Below are 14,502 nucleotides of genomic sequence, written 5' to 3'. Positions count from 1 at the left end.
GCCCTGCCGGGAAACCGGCAGGGCCTCTCATTTTTCGCCGTCTGGCATCATCGGCGGCATGGGGTACCGGGTGCGGAGGACACGGCGCGAGGACTGGCAGGAGCTGCGGGAGCTCCGGCTGGCCGCTCTGCGCGACCCGGTGGCCCCCCTGGCCTTTTACGAGCCCTACGACGAGGCCGCGTCGCTGTTGCGGGAGGACTGGGAGCGGCGCGCGGCCGGCGGTGGCACCACGACCTTCGTCGGTGAGGACGAGCAGGGCGCCTGGTGCGGCATGCTGTCGGTGTTCGACGACTCGGGCCGCACCTATGTCGTCGGGGTCTATCTGCTTCCCGAGCACCGTGGCACCGGGCTCGCCGGGGAACTCATGTCCGCGGCGTTCGCCCGGGCCGGGGACAGAGAGGTCCGGTTGCGCGTTCACGAGCACAACACCCGGGCCGTGCGCTTCTACCGATCGCTGGGGTTCCGCCCCACCGGCCTGAGCGATCCCGATCCACGGGACCCGTCCCTGCGGGCCTACGAACTCGCGCTCCGACCGGTTCCGCACCACGACCGCCGTCACCGTCACGGCTGACGCCGGTGGTCAGGGAGAAGCCGGTGGTGGCCCTCCCACCACGGCGAGGCCGGGCTGCTCCAGGGCAAGGGCGTCCACCAGGGCGGTGCACAGGGCGGCGGTGTCCGAGGTCCGGCCCACCACGTACAGCGTGCCTTCCTCACCGGAGAGGTTGTCCAGGGCCAGGGTGTCCACCTTTCCCGGTGCGCACGTCTGACGGATGTGGAGCCGGTCCAGTCCTTCGAGGGCCCTGCCGATCAGCCGCAGTCCGGAGTCCCGCCGCTCGGCGTGCGCGGTCATGGCGCTGTCGAACTCCATCGCCGCGCCGCCCGCGGCCTTCCGGTGGCTGCGCAGGATCTTGCCGGCCTCGCCCGGTGACTTGCCCTGAGCCCAGCGATGGACCTGCGGAAAGGGCTCTCCGGTCAGGGCCGCGGCGTGCAGGAAGCAGCGCAGCAGTGTCTCGGCGGTCTCCGCGTCGAACTGGAAGACCGGCTCGGCGGGTCGCACAGGGGCCAGCAGCGACCGGGCGCGTCTCCTGGCCGCCGGCATCTCCTCGCAGCCCCGGTGCGGCGCCCAGCGCAGCCGGACGGGCGCGTCCGTGAGGTGCCCCGGATCGTAGACGTGCACCGGGCCCGTCCGGCCGCGCCGTGCCGCCGTGCGCTCCCACAGGCTCCCGTCCGGGTCGACGACCACGAGGCCGCCGGGGGCGCCGAGAACCTCGGAGACGGCGTCCCGGGGACTCGCGGAGCCCGCCTGCGGACCGGGGTGTCCGGGGCCGGTCCGCTGGGCGGGAAGAGACGCGGCACCCGGGAGGGGCGGAGAGCTGGACGAGGTGTCACCGGGGACTCCCTGCTGCGGAATGAGATGCGCCGGGTGGGCAGGGGCTCCGGCGGTGTCACCGGCGGCGTGGGCGGGGTGCCCGGCTGCGGTGCCGGAACCGTCCGGGGCGGGACCGCCGGCTCCCTGGACGGGGGAGCCGGGCGCCGGGCCGCCGGCAGGGCCGCGCCGGGCCGCCGCCTTGAGCGCCCGGCGGCGGGCGAGCCGCATGGCCCCCCACAGCACGGTGGAGAACAGCAGCACGAGCTGTGCCAGGAAGACGAGCCACAGCACCGTCGCGCCGGGAAGTTCCGACGGGTCCGCGTCCGGCCAGGCGCCGGCGACATCGCCGGGAGCCGTCAGGAACGAGCGGACGGCCAGGGCCGTGCCCAGAAAAGTGACCCCCTCCGGCCAGTGCCCGTGCACCACCCAGGCCGCGATGCCGGTGGAGGTCCAGGTGAGCAGCGTCAGCCCTGTCATCAGGGCCAGTGCGCCCACGAGCACCGAGTCCGGCACACCGCCGCCACCGCCCCGCTGCCCTCCGGCGGCACCCGAGGCCGCCGGGGCGTGCGCGTCGGGCCCGTAGGGGCTGTGGTCGCCACCGGAGTGGTAGCTCATCAGACCACCCGCTTGTGCGGATTCAGCTGCTTCTCCATCGATACCGCCCGGGCCTCGGTCTCCGCCTCCAGCTCCTCCTCCAGGGTCATGCTCACCGGCGAGACCGCGGAGGTGGGCGAGGAGGCCTCCGTCATGGCCCGGTCGGTGAACACCAGCGGCCGTTCGGTCTCGGTCACCAGGTGCTTGACGACCTGGACGTTGCCGTTGACGTCCCAGACGGCCATGCCGGGCGTCAGAGTGGGGATGATCTCCACGGCCCATCTCGGCAGGCCGAGCACGGCCCCGGTGGCCCGCGCCTCCTCCGCCTTCTGGGCGTAGATGGTGCGGGTCGAGGCCATCTTCAGAATGGCCGCCGCCTCCCGGGCCGCGGCGCCGTCCACGACGTCCGACAGGTGGTGCACGACCGCGACGAACGACAGACCCAGCCGGCGGCCGAACTTGAGCAGACGCTGGAAGAGCTGCGCCACGAAAGGCGAGTTGATGATGTGCCAGGCCTCCTCCACGAGGAAGATCCGCTTGCGGCGGTCGGGCCTGATCCAGGTGTGCTCCAGCCAGACGCCCACGATGGCCATCAGGATCGGCATGGCGATCGAGTTGCGGTCGATGTGGGAGAGGTCGAAGACGATCAGCGGCGCGTCCAGGTCGATGCCGACGGTGGTGGGGCCGTCGAACATGCCGCGCAGGTCGCCGTCCACCAGCCGGTCCAGCACGAGGGCGACGTCCAGCCCCCAGGAACGGACGTCCTCCAGCTCGACGTTCATCGCGTCGGCGGAGACCGGCTGGGGGTGCCGGAGCCGCTCCACGATGTCCGAGAGGATCGGCTGCCGGTCCACCGTGGTCTCCACGACATAGGCGTGGGCGACCTTCAGCGCGAACCCGGCGCGCTCGTCCAGCCCCCGTCCCAGCGCCACTTCGATGATGGTCCGCAGCAGCGCGAGCTGCCCGGTGGTGGTGATCGCCGGATCGAGCGGATTGAGGCGGATGTCGTGGTCCAGGGCCTCCATCGGATCGAGCCGGATCGGGGTGATCCCCAGCTCCTGGGCGATGAGGTTCCACTCGCCCACGCCGTCCTCGCCCTGGGCGTCCAGCACGACGACCTGCCGGTCCCGGAACCGGAGCTGACGCAGCACATAGGTCTTCTCCAGCGCGGACTTGCCGTTCCCGGACTCGCCCAGCACCAGCCAGTGGGGGGCGGGCAACTGCTGTCCGTAGAGCTGGAAGGGGTCGTAGATGTAGCCCTTCCCGGAGTACACCTCACGGCCGATGATCACGCCGGAGTCGCCCAGCCCGGGCGCGGCCGTGGGCAGATAGACGGCCTGGGCCTGGCCGGTGGAGGTGCGCACGGGCAGCCGGGTGGTCTCGGTCTTGCCGAAGAGCAGGCTCGTGAAGGCCTCGATGACGGCGGTCATCGGATCGCGTGGCGGCATGACGGCACCTCCTTGGTTCCCGTCGGTCTGGTTCCCGTCGGCGGTGTGCGGGTCATCTGCGGATGCCGGTGGCGAACGGCAAGGTGTTCACGAAGGCGCGGTGATGCTCCCGGTCGCACCACTCGATCTTCAAGTAGGACTTACCCGCTGCGGCGCGGATGGTGCGCTTGTCCCTGGCAAGTGCTTCCGGATGCGGGGACGAGACGGTGAGGTACCCCACCAGGTTCACGCCCGCGGCGCCCGACGCCAGGTCGTCGCCGCGCTGGTCCACGCGGCTGTGGGCGGCGATGTCCCGCGGGTCCACGGTCCGGTTCATCTTCGCGGCCCGTGACGCCTCGGCCTCGTCGTTGGTCTTCTCGGTCAGCATCCTCTCGATGGCGACCTCGGTGGGCTCCAGGTCCATGCACACCGCCACGGTCCGGATCACGTCGGGAGTGTGCACCAGCAGCGGAGCCAGGAAGTTCACGCCGACCGGGGTCAGCGGCCACTCCTTGATCCACGCGGTGGCGTGGCACCACGGCTCCCGGGTGTCGGACTCCCGGGTCTTGGCCTGCAGGTAGGTCGGTTCGCGGGCGTCCAGTTCGGCCGGCCAGGCGTTGCGCTGCGACATCGCCTGGATGTGGTCGATCGCGTGGTCCGGGTCGTACATGGAGTGGATCAGCGACGCGAGCCTGGCCTCGCCCAGCGGCTGCCGCACCCGGATGTCCGCCTCCGCCAGCCGGGCGCAGATATCCATGAGTTCGCGGGCCATGATGACGGCCAGTGCCTCGTCCTGGGTCATCCGGCCGGACCGTCCGCGGCCGCGCGGAGTCCGCGACGCCCGGGCCACCGTCTGTGCCTCGTGGGCGAGTTCACGGTTGTGGTGCATGCACGCGACGAGATACGCGCGGTGCTGCTCGCTGGAGGTGGACACCATCGACAGCAGCTGGTCGTAGGACTCCTGGAGCCACCCGGGCGCGCCGAAGTCCCCGCGCTCGGCGACGTCGTTGGCGTGCGCGTCGGGGTCGGCCGGCAGCGTACGGGCCAGCATCTGCAGCCGGGTGACGTAGCCGTCGCCGTTGGCCACATGCTTGAGCAGCGTGCCGAAACGGTCCACCAGGGCTTCCTGGTCCTCGCTGTCGCGCAGCCCGACGCCCGGGCCCTCGATCTCGATGGCCGCGGTGACCGTCCGGCGGTCGGCGTGCAGGAGAACCGCGATCTCGTCCGGGCCGAAGGCGGCGGCCAGCCAGTTGATGCGCCCCACCCCCGGCGGGGTGCCGATGGTGACTTCCCGTCCGTCCAGCGAAATCCCCGCCTCGATCGCCCCGGAACGGTAGGTCGCGCCGCGCCGCAGGGTCCGGCGGAAGGAGCGGTTGATTTCGAACCACTTGTAGAAGGTGCGGCCGTTGTACGGAACATACACCGCGGCGAGCGCGAGCAGCGGAAAGCCCACCAGGGCGACGATGCGGACGCTCAGCTGCGGGATGAGCAGGCCGCTCATCATGCCGAAGAACGCGCCGACGACGATCAGCGCGATCTCCCCGGTCTCCCGGTTCTTGCCGACGATGGCGTGCGGGCGGGCCCGCCCGATGAGGAACGTCCTTCGCCTGGTGGCGACATGCGGGGGCGCGGTCACCTGCCACCTCCTCGGTTGCCCGTACCGCTGCCCGGGCTACCCGTGGAGCGCGAACCGTGCGCGGCGACTCCGCCCGCCAGCGGATTGGCCGTCTGCCCGCCTCCGGAGGCGCCGGAGGGGCCGGACGGGCCCGCGTCCCCGCGGGCGCCGTGTGCGCTCATGCCCTGCCGGAGCATCGTGGCCGGGGTGGCGATGGCCGCCTTCGCGGCGCGGCTGGAGGTGTCCTGGCGCATCTGGCGGTGCGACACGATGTCGTCGCCGAAGCCGGGCACGAAGCGGTAGATCATCGCGGAGGCGAAGATGGCCAGCAGGATGATCGCCAGTCCCGAGACGATCGCGGAGAAGGCCGTGGGCCCCTCGGCCGTGGACAGCGCCGAGGCCAGGCCGAGAACGATCACGATGACTGGTTTGACCAGGATCACCGCGATCATGATGCCCGCCCAGCGGCGCACATGGCCCCACAGGTTCTTGTCCACCAGCCCGGCGTACACGGCGGTGCCCAGCAGGGCCCCGACATAGAGCAGGGCGGCACGGATCACGAGCTCCAGCCACAGCACGCCGGCGGCCAGGATCGAGATCAGGGACACCACGATCAGCATGATCGGGCCGCCGCCGATGTCGTCCCCGGACTCCAGTGCCGCGGCGAACGACCCGAAGAACGCCTCGGAATCGTCACCTGCCCCGGACGCGATGGCATACGTCACCGAGTCGGTCGCCGAGACGATCACGTAGAGGATGAGCGGAGTGAACGCGGAGGCCATGACGGTCAGCCAGAGAAAGCCCACCGCCTCGGAGATGGCCGTGGTGAGGGGCACCCCGCGGATGGCCCGCTTCGCCACGGCCAGCAGCCACAGCGTCAGCGTCAGAACGGTCGCGGCGGCGAAGACCACGGCGTACTGCCGCAGGAAAGCGGCGTTGGTGAAGTCGACAGTGGTGGTCTCCGAGACCGCCTTCGACAGCTGGTTGACGATCCACGCGGCCGCGTCCGCGCAGCCCTGCGCGAGCGAGGACAGCGGGTCGAGCGTGTCGCTCATCGGCGTCCGCACCGGCCCGGACCCGCCTCCGCCTTCGCCCCGCTCGCAGTACTCACGAGCGGGGCCGAGGATCAGGTCACAGTCATCTTCGTGGTCATCGGCTGTGGCCCGCTGAGCACCTGCGAAGGTGACCGCAAGGAAGGCACCCAGTGCTGAGACAGCTCCGGCGATGCGAAGCCGAGGGTTAGCGCGCATAGGTGAACCCTCCGAACTCTTCGATCGCTTCAGCGATCTCGTCTGCGGTTGAGGCCCTGAGGTCCCCTGGTACCGGCGCCGGCCCTGGCCGCTGAGTGAAGCTGTGGACTTTCCAGTCGCCCTCAAGCCAGCGCAGTTCGAGCGTCATGGTGAACCAGTCACTGGTCACCGGACGGGTCGAGGCTTCGCCTGCGGTTCCGAAGAGGCCAGTGCACCAGACATCGATCTCGGCCGTGGTCTCTGAGTAACTGACGATTTCAGTGCCGATGGGGACTGTGCGCGAGATGTACGTCATGCCTTCGGCTGCTTGGCCTTCGGGGCCGAGGCCCAAGGTTTCAAGGAACTCCTCTGAGTAGACCTCAGCCATCCTGTCGTGCATCTCGGATGCCCTCTCGGGGGTGAAGACCTGCTGCACGAGCTGGGGCCGCTGACTCGGCTGAAGGATCTCCGCCGAGACCAGTGCGACGGCGTAGTTGGCGGCGGCGCTCTGGGCGCCTTGCTCGGTCCGGGCGAAACCGGAGGGGATGCCGTTCGTTGAACCGTCCACCGGCTGCTCGCCGGTCGGGGCGGTGGGCTGGGCCTGGCCGTCCGGGGTGTCGGTGGCGTTGTCGCTGCTGCCGCCTCTGTCGTCGGCACGGTTCGCCATGACGATGGCCGCGATGAGCAGGACGACGACACCGACGATGGTCATCAGGCTGCGGCGGGGGGAGGCAGGAGGCCGACGGGACGGGAGGGCGGGGTCCTCGGGCAGCCTCGTCCGGGTCTGGGAGGGGATGCCAGCGCGCGCGTCGTCGTCGTAGTCGCCACCGTAACTCATGCTTGCGTCCCCTCAACAGCGCTGAGTCTATTCCCTCCTCACACGACGTTAGCGCGCCCGAGCGGCAAGCGGGCCCTCCGAAGACAGTTGATCAACGGAGCGGAGCGGACGGCGGGGCGAGGGTCAACAGGGCGTCACATCGAGCGCACGCGTTGTCCTCCGGCCCTGGAGTGAGCCGTCCCGGCTGACCGGTGAGGGGAACCGGTGGAGTGCGGACCTGACCACGGGCTCAGCCCGGAGGGGGTCCGAGTGGGGCCCTGAGGCTCCGTCGGCCGGTGCGGGAGGTCCGTCCGGTGGCACGCGGCCGGGCCGGTCACGGGAGGACGTGTGGCGCACACCGGGCGCATGGGCGCAGCGACCCCGCTCATCGCTTACGTCCGGTCCCGCAGGGGGCAACGGTGGCCGGGGTGGTCAGCGGAGACTGTGCAGGAGGGCGGCCAAGCGGGCCGGGGTGGTGGTGAGGACGGTCTCGGGGTCCTCGCTCTCCCGGAAGTACAGGCGGCCTGAGGGGTCAGTGGCTGCTTCGAGGCAGGTCTGGTTCGGATCGCTGCTGCTGAAGCTGGACTTCTGCCACTGAAGGTTCGACATGCTTCCTCACAACACGTACCGCAGATGCTGGACCAGTCCCAGCGAACTCTTCTCGTGGGACTCGGAGGGATCGAGTGGAGCCAGGGCAACAGTACGCACCCTGTCGAAGTCCGACATGAACTGATCAACATCTGTCCGGTCGACGAGGAAGATTGGCGTGATCGGCTGCTCGGCGTAGACGGTGCGCAGTTCCACGGCCTTCGGGGTGAGGATCGTGAAGGGGACGCCGGTTGCGGCGGGGCAGCCCTCTGCCTTGAACGGCAGGAGCTGGATCGTGACGTTGTCGAACTGGGACAGCTCCAGGAGGTGCAGCAGTTGGTGCCGCATCGTGCTCCGCTTGACGAAATGCATGTGGAAGGCAGCTTCGTGGATGACGGCGTGGAATGCCGGGGGCGGCTCCCGCATCAAGGTCTGCTGGCGGTGCAGACGGAAGTCGATGTACCGGTCGATCAGGTCCTCACTGGGGCGCGGAGACCGATTGCGGAACAGGTCCCGCATGTAGTCCGGGGTCTGGAGCAGTCCGGGCACGTACATCCACTCGAATGTCTGGAAGGCGGCGGCCGACTCCTCGAGCTCCGCGAGGTCGCGGGCGCGGTCGTCGAGGATGTCGCGGAACTCGGTCCACCATCCTTTCCCGCTGGCACCGGCCATCTCCGCGAGTGCGGTGACAAGAGGTTCATTCAGACACTCGTACGCTTCCGTGAGGGCGTGCAGGCGGGGTTCCGGGCAGGCCGTCCTGCCCGCCTCGATATGGCTCACATGCGCTTGGCCGATGCCGACCCGGCGTCCTGCCTCGGCGGTGGTCAATCCGGCCGCTTCGCGCAGCTTTCGCAGTTCGTGGCCCAGTCGGCGCTGACGCTGGCTGGGGTTGGCGCGTAGTCCCATGTGTCCAGTCCGGCCCTGTGGAGGCCCGGACCGCCACCGGTTCGCCCGTAGATCACTCATTCAGGTGACATATCTGTTCCTGGTTGCATTTATGGATTGCTCGGCTCTAGCGTCATGGCCAACATCCACCCCCGGTTGGCTTCCTTTCGAAGTGCCCTGCCCAGCAGTGCTTTTGATGCCTTCCGTGGTGCGGGGCCGATGCCGGTGGCGGCGGCCGATCCGGGGGCATCAGTAAGGAGATCGCCGTGTGCCCCGTCCCCCCACTCAACTCGCCCGCAGGCGCTGATTTCGCCCTCACTTTCCCGCCGGTTCCGCAATGGGTGCGCGGTGCACGGGACGCCGTTCGCACGGCGCTCGGCCCTGCCCTGCCGGGGCTGTCGGACCTCGTCGACACCGCTGTTCTGCTCACGTCCGAACTGGTCACCAACGCCGTGGTCGCCTCATCGGGCAGCCTGCGCCCGGGGCCTGTCGGGTTGTACGCCGCGTGGGCTCCCGTGGAGGACGCCGTGCGCGTGCTGGTGCACGACACGGCACCGGGCATCCCCGCGTCCTCTGCCGGTCTTCCCCCGGCGGAGGAGGAGCACGGCCGCGGCCTGCCGCTGATCAGTCTGTACGCGAAGGACTGGGGCGTCTGCCACCACGGGCCGGGGCCGGGCAAGACCGTCTGGTTCCGTCTGGGGAGCGGGCCGTGCGCGCTCGCCGCCTGACCCTGGGGGCCCCGCACCTGCGGGCCGCCGCGCGGCTGATCCAGCGGGCGACCGGCGTGCGCATCGACATCCAGCCCGGTATCCAGCCCGGCGGCCGGGACACGGTCGGGCAGCCCGGCGGCCTCCCGGCCGGGGGTACGCCGGGCCGGCGCGGCAAGCAACTGGGCATCGTGGGCTGCCTGGAGCGCCGGATCCGGCCCGTGCTGCCGCCCGGGCTCACGATCGTCCAGTCCGCCGCCGTCGAGGTACCGCGCCCTCCGGCGGGCCACCGGGCCCCGCACGGACTGGTGCCGGACCTGGTGGTCTGCCCGTCCGGATTCCTGGACTCCGACGAGTCGCTGCTGCACCCGCGGGCGGTGATGTGGGCGGCCGTGGTCCTCCCGGACACGGGCGACCGCGGCACCGGCCCGGGAGTGCGGGCCCGGTACGCCGCCGCGGGTGTCGCCCGCCTGCTGGTGATCGACCCCTCGCTCGGCACCTGGCACTCGCTCGCCGGGCCGGACGGGGGCGGCGGCTACCGGCACGCCGTGTCCGGCGGGTACGGCGAACGGATATCGCTGTCCGGCCCGTTCCGCTGCCGCGTCGACACCTCCCGGTTTCCCCGATACGGCGCGCCCCCGGGCCCGGCGTGACCGCGAGGAGACAGCCCCGACTCCGCGGGCAGCGGACCCGGTCCGCGCGGGGCTGCGAGTTCCGGCCGCAGTGGGGCCGTTGGGTGAAGGCGGCTCCGCCGGCGGGCGGGCCCGGCGGGCCGGATGCCGCGTTCCGGGCGGCCGGGGGGCGGCAGCCGTCGGCGGCGATTCCATACCGGTGGGTAACAGCATCTAGTCAGCGACGATGCCAGCTTCTAGGGTGCGGTGAAACCGAACCGGCCCGGTGTCGTGCCGCGACGGACGCGGGCCACCGGCGGCCCGCGCGTCCGTGCGGCGGGAACGCCCGCGGGCCACCGGCTCCGGCGAAGACCTCCGCCGACGACACCCCAGGAGCTTCCCATCAACGCACCGCAGGCACTCCGATGACCGCCTCCCCGCACGCCCGCCGCGTCCAGCTGGCCTTCGTGGCGGTCGCCGTGCTCCACCTCGCCGGTCACCTGGCCGGCGTCGAACTGCTGCAGCAACTGACCAAGCCGCTGCTCATGCCCGCCCTTGCCGCCTGGGTGTTCGTCTGCCGCGGGCCCCGGCTGCTGCTGGTGGCGCTGCTGTTCGGCTGGGGTGGTGACGTCCTGCTGCAGACCGGCAACGACACCCTCTTCCTTTTCGGCATGGCGTCGTTCGGCATCGGTCACCTCTGCTACCTGATGCTCTTCCGCCGGTTCGGCTCCTTCGATGCCCGCCGGACCGCGCTGTTCGTCGGCGGCTACGCCGTGGTGACCGCGGTCACGGTGGCGGCCCTGTGGCCGGACCTCGACGCGCCGCTGCGTATCCCGGTGGCCGGCTACAGCCTGCTGCTGGCCGTCATGGCCTGCTTCGCGGCGGCCGGGGCCGGATGGCGGGCGGGCATCGGCGGTGCGCTGTTCCTGCTGTCCGACACCCTCATAGCCGTCAGGATGGCCGAGTGGCAGCTGCTGCCCGCGCACGGTTTCTGGGTCATGCTCACCTACGTGGCGGCCCAGTACCTGCTGGCTGACGGTCTGCTGCGCCGGGCCGCGGCCGTCCAGGACGACCGGAGGGCCGGCCGTCCCGCGGAAGCGGTGGGCTGACCCGCTCCGGCACGGCCGCCGCCGGCCCGCCGCGGCGAACTGCTTTCCGCAGCAGGTGAGTCGGGCAGTAGGGGCGCCCTGGGGCGTGGTTCCGGCGGCCCGGCCGGAGCCGACGGGTGCCGTAGTTGCACAAACGTGTTGCGGTGTCGGCCGCCCTCTTCCCCGGGGCCCCGGCGGGGACGCACAGTGAGCGGTGCGGAAGGCGGTCGGCCGGGCGGCGGCGCGGACGGCTACCGTATCGGGAACATGCGCGTGCAGGGGGTGCGGTAGATGGAAGAACAGGTGCTGGACGGCCGGTACCGGATCGGGCAGTTGCTCGGCGAGGGCGGGATGGGCACCGTCTGGGAGGCCGAGGACCTCCGCCTGGAGCGGCTGGTCGCCGTCAAGATCCTTGGCGGCGCCATGGTGACCCGCGACCCGAGAGCCCAGGAGCGCTTCGAGCGGGAGGCGAAACTCCTGGCAGGGCTGTCCAGCCCGTTCATCGTCACCGTGCACGACGTCGGCGAGGCGGTGATCGACGGCCACAAGGTGCTGTATCTGGTGATGGAACGGCTGCAGGGCCGCTCCCTGGAGCAGATCCTCGCCGACGAACTGCCGCCGCTGGCCGAGGTGGCGCGCTGGGGTGAACAGATCTGCCGCGCGCTGCTGGTGGCGCACGAGGCGGGGGTGATCCACCGGGATCTCAAGCCCGCCAACGTCATGGTGGAGCCGGACGGCCTGGCGAGGGTGCTGGACTTCGGCATCGCCGCGGTGCTGGCGGAATCGGCCGACCACATGCGGCTCACCTCCACCGGAGTGGTGGTCGGCACGCCCGCGTACATGTCGCCCGAGCAGATCGAGGCGGGCAGCTACGGCCCCGGCAGCGACCTGTACGCCCTGGGCTGCATGCTGTACGCCCTGGCCACCGGACGCCCGCCGTTCCACTCCGGCTCCCTGTACTCCCTGATGCGGCAGCAGATGGAGCGGGACGCCGATCCGCCGAGCTCGCTGCGCGGCGAGCTGCCCGAGGAGTGGGACGAGCTGATCCTGGCGCTGCTGCGGAAGGACCCCGAGGACCGTCCCGGAAGCGCCGCCGAGGTGGCGGAGGTGCTGCGGGACCTGTCGACGCGGGCCCCGCAGATCCCGGCCGCCGAGGTGGCCGGGGCGGAGGAGTACCAGCCGACCCGGGTGGACCCGCGGGCCGTCCACTTCGCCAGCTGCTCGCTGTGCAGCGGAGGGGGCATGCCGATGGCCTCCGGCCAGCGGATGCGGCTGGCGGACCTGTCGCCGGACGCCGGCGCGGAAGGCCTGAAGGTCGTCCTCGACTGGGAGGTGCCGCAGGACGCGGACGAGGAGGAGCGCCCGGACGTGGACGCCAGCGCGCTGCTGGTCGACGCCGGCGGTGCGGTGCTGTCGGACCGGCACTTCGTCTTCTACAACAACCTGGACCCGGGCGACCGCAGCGTGTGGCTGGAGGAACCGGACGGCGACGACGGCAGGTTCGGGATCACCCCGGAACTGCTGGAGGAAGAGGTCGACCGGATCGTCTTCGCGCTGTCCATCCATGACGCGGAGGCCAGGGGACACGACCTGTCCATGGTGGAGGGGCTGCACATCCGGCTGAACGACACGGCCGGCGGCTCCGAACTGCTGTGCTTCGGTTTTCCGCGGGGCCCGCAGCACAGCACCGGGCTCACGATGGGAGAGCTGTACCGGGACGGCCAGGGTGGCTGGGGCTTCCACGCCATCAGCCGCGGGTTCGCCGGCGGGCTCGCCCAGATCGCCGAGGAGCACGGGGTCAATGTGCGCGGCGACGCCGAGGCCGAGGCGGAGGACGTCGAGGCGGGCGCCTGACGGGCGCCGCGCTCGCGTCCGTCCCGGTCGTCACTTCAGCAGCCGGGACATCCGGCGGTCGGCGAGGATCCTGCCGCCCGTCTGGCAGCGCGGGCAGTACTGCAGCGAGGAGTCGCTGAACGACACCTCGCGGATGGTGTCCCCGCACACCGGGCACGGCTCGCCGGCACGCCCGTGCACCCGCAGTCCGCTCCTCTTCTCCCGCTTCAGCGTCCCGGCGGCCTGCCCGCGGGAACGCTCCAGCGCCGAGCGCAGCGTGTCCGCCGTCGCCCGGTACAGCGTGGCGGTCTCCGCCTCCGTCAGCCGTGCGGCCTGCTTGAAGGGGGACATCCGGGCCGCGTGCAGGATCTCGTCGGAGTAGGCGTTGCCGATGCCGGCGAGCACGCTCTGGTCGCGCAGTACCCCTTTGATCTGCCGTCGTTCCCCGGCAAGCAGCCCCGCGAACGCCTCCTCGGTGAAGTCCGCCGCCAGGGGGTCGGGGCCGAGCCGGGCGATGCCGGGGACCCGGCCGGGGCCGGGCACGCAGTACACGGCCAGCCGCTTGTGGGTGCCCGCCTCGGTGAGGTCGAAGCCCGCCCGGTCCGGCCCGGCCAGCGTGACCCGCAGGGCGAGGGGGCCCTTTCCCGGGCGCGGAGGCGCCGCGGGCAGGTGGTCGTGCCAGCGCAGCCAGCCGGCCCGGGCGAGATGGACGACCAGGTGCGCGGGCCCGTCGCCGCCGGGGCCGCCGAACACCAGGTCGAGAAACTTGCCGTGCCGCTCCACCGCCGTCACCGCGCGCCCCCGCAGGGCGTCGAGCGGGATGTCGTAGGTCTTCAGCACGTGGAAGGAGACCGGGAGGACACTGTCCACCGTCCGCCCGGCCAGGCGGCCGGCCAGGAACTCCCTGAGCGCTTCGACCTCCGGCAACTCCGGCATGCCCTCCAGCGTAGGTCCCCGTCGCCCGGCCCGCAGGTGTCCGGACAGCAGAACGGGCTGGGGAAGGCGGCCCCGGATGTGTCATCTTCTCCTCATGCTGGGAATCACCGACCTGCCCACCTACCTGGTGGGTCTGGCCCTGATCATTCTGCTGCCGGGGCCGAATTCGCTCTACGTGCTCTCCGTGGCCGCGCGCCGGGGTGTCCGCTCGGGCTACCGGGCGGCCGGCGGGGTGCTGTGCGGGGACGCGGTGCTCATGATCCTCTCCGCGGGCGGGGTGGCCTCGCTGCTGCGGGCCAGTCCGGTGGCGTTCTCGGTGCTGAAGGTCCTGGGCGCCGGCTACCTGACCTGGTTGGCGATCGGGCTGCTGCGCGCGGCCTGGGGCACCTGGCGCCACCGGGCCGAGCGGGAAGCGGCGGTGCGGGAGCGGGCCGCCGTGGAGTCCGGCGCGCGGCCGGAGGAGCCAGCGGCCGCGCCACGGCGAGGGGAGGAGCGCCCCTTCCGCAGGGCGCTGGTGGCCAGCCTGCTCAACCCCAAGGCGATCTTGTTCTTCGTCTCGTTCTTCGTGCAGTTCGTCGACCCGGCCTACCCGCACCCCGCGCTGTCGTTCCTGGCCCTGGGGCTGTGGGTCCAGCTGTTCAGCATCACCTACCTGTCCCTGCTGATCCTCAGCGGAGCCCGGCTGGCATCGGCGCTGCGCAGCCGCCGCCGGCTGCGGGCCGGTGCCTCTGCGGTGGCGGGCACCGCCTTCCTGGGCTTCGCCGGCAAGCTGTTCCTGGCGAGCGGCGCCTGACCGCGCGTAC

At 71.5% G+C, this 14,502-nt stretch carries 14 protein-coding genes; 6 read left to right on the top strand and 8 right to left on the bottom strand.

The features are described 5' to 3' along the window. Window positions 1–571: GNAT family N-acetyltransferase (locus tag ABD299_RS21685; protein WP_344265330.1), on the top strand; the 571-nt coding region annotated here is incomplete at its 5' end. Between the two features lie 9 nt (window positions 572–580). Here the strand turns inward: ABD299_RS21685 and ABD299_RS21680 are convergent. The 7 genes from ABD299_RS21680 to ABD299_RS21650 all read right to left on the bottom strand — a co-directional run bounded on the left by ABD299_RS21680 (window position 581) and on the right by ABD299_RS21650 (window position 8,545). Beyond that, window positions 581–1,984, bottom strand: coding sequence for a type VI secretion protein (locus tag ABD299_RS21680; RefSeq protein ID WP_344265328.1), 1,404 nt, complete (start codon window positions 1,982–1,984; stop codon window positions 581–583). After that, a complete protein-coding gene (locus ABD299_RS21675) occupies window positions 1,984–3,411 on the bottom strand; it encodes an ATP-binding protein (RefSeq protein ID WP_344265326.1) in 1,428 nt (475 codons plus the stop codon). Before ABD299_RS21675 ends, ABD299_RS21680 begins: the two co-directional genes overlap by 1 nt. 52 nt (window positions 3,412–3,463) lie before the next feature. Further along, window positions 3,464–5,026, bottom strand: coding sequence for an SCO6880 family protein (locus ABD299_RS21670; protein ID WP_344265323.1), 1,563 nt, complete (start codon window positions 5,024–5,026; stop codon window positions 3,464–3,466). Further along, window positions 5,023–6,255 (bottom strand): hypothetical protein, encoded by a 1,233-nt coding sequence (locus ABD299_RS21665; protein ID WP_344265320.1) that lies wholly within the window; start codon window positions 6,253–6,255, stop codon window positions 5,023–5,025. The genes ABD299_RS21670 and ABD299_RS21665 overlap by 4 nt, the downstream gene beginning before the upstream one ends. Beyond that, on the bottom strand, window positions 6,245–7,072 hold the full coding sequence (locus ABD299_RS21660; protein ID WP_344265317.1) for a DUF8175 domain-containg protein: 828 nt from the start codon (window positions 7,070–7,072) through the stop codon (window positions 6,245–6,247). The genes ABD299_RS21665 and ABD299_RS21660 overlap by 11 nt, the downstream gene beginning before the upstream one ends. Before the next feature lie 411 nt (window positions 7,073–7,483). Further along, window positions 7,484–7,660 carry a DUF397 domain-containing protein gene (locus tag ABD299_RS21655; RefSeq protein WP_344265314.1) on the bottom strand — a complete coding sequence of 59 codons (177 nt, stop codon included), beginning with the start codon at window positions 7,658–7,660 and terminating at the stop codon, window positions 7,484–7,486. Window positions 7,661–7,666: 6 nt separating this feature from the next. Continuing rightward, window positions 7,667–8,545 carry a helix-turn-helix domain-containing protein gene (locus ABD299_RS21650; protein ID WP_344265311.1) on the bottom strand — a complete coding sequence of 293 codons (879 nt, stop codon included), beginning with the start codon at window positions 8,543–8,545 and terminating at the stop codon, window positions 7,667–7,669. Window positions 8,546–8,865: 320 nt separating this feature from the next. On the opposite strand from ABD299_RS21650, the gene ABD299_RS21645 reads away from it, so the two are divergent. The 4 genes from ABD299_RS21645 to ABD299_RS21630 all read left to right on the top strand — a co-directional run bounded on the left by ABD299_RS21645 (window position 8,866) and on the right by ABD299_RS21630 (window position 12,784). Continuing rightward, window positions 8,866–9,252 (top strand): ATP-binding protein, encoded by a 387-nt coding sequence (locus ABD299_RS21645; protein ID WP_425581390.1) that lies wholly within the window; start codon window positions 8,866–8,868, stop codon window positions 9,250–9,252. Further along, window positions 9,234–9,884, top strand: a complete 651-nt coding sequence (locus tag ABD299_RS21640; protein WP_344265305.1) for a hypothetical protein — start codon at window positions 9,234–9,236, stop codon at window positions 9,882–9,884. The genes ABD299_RS21645 and ABD299_RS21640 overlap by 19 nt, the downstream gene beginning before the upstream one ends. Window positions 9,885–10,267: 383 nt before the next feature. Further along, entirely contained in the window at window positions 10,268–10,951 is a 684-nt protein-coding gene (locus ABD299_RS21635) for a lysoplasmalogenase (protein WP_344265303.1), read from the top strand. A 270-nt stretch (window positions 10,952–11,221) separates the two neighbouring features. Beyond that, window positions 11,222–12,784, top strand: coding sequence for a protein kinase domain-containing protein (locus tag ABD299_RS21630; RefSeq protein WP_344265301.1), 1,563 nt, complete (start codon window positions 11,222–11,224; stop codon window positions 12,782–12,784). A gap of 30 nt (window positions 12,785–12,814) precedes the next feature. Here the strand turns inward: ABD299_RS21630 and ABD299_RS21625 are convergent, their stop codons facing one another. After that, entirely contained in the window at window positions 12,815–13,699 is an 885-nt protein-coding gene (locus ABD299_RS21625; RefSeq protein WP_344265299.1) for an Fpg/Nei family DNA glycosylase, read from the bottom strand. A 94-nt stretch (window positions 13,700–13,793) separates the two neighbouring features. Between ABD299_RS21625 and leuE the strand changes: the two genes are divergently transcribed. Then, window positions 13,794–14,492: a leucine efflux protein LeuE gene (gene leuE / locus ABD299_RS21620; RefSeq protein WP_344265296.1), complete on the top strand. Its 699-nt coding sequence runs from the start codon at window positions 13,794–13,796 to the stop codon at window positions 14,490–14,492. Window positions 14,493–14,502: the final 10 nt, after the last annotated feature.

Origin of the sequence: Streptomyces sodiiphilus, assembly GCF_039529215.1 — a bacterium.
Classification (GTDB): domain Bacteria; phylum Actinomycetota; class Actinomycetes; order Streptomycetales; family Streptomycetaceae; genus Streptomyces; species Streptomyces sodiiphilus.
The sequence above is the reverse complement of the archived record's forward strand: the minus strand, read 5'-3'. Positions and strand labels throughout refer to the sequence as shown.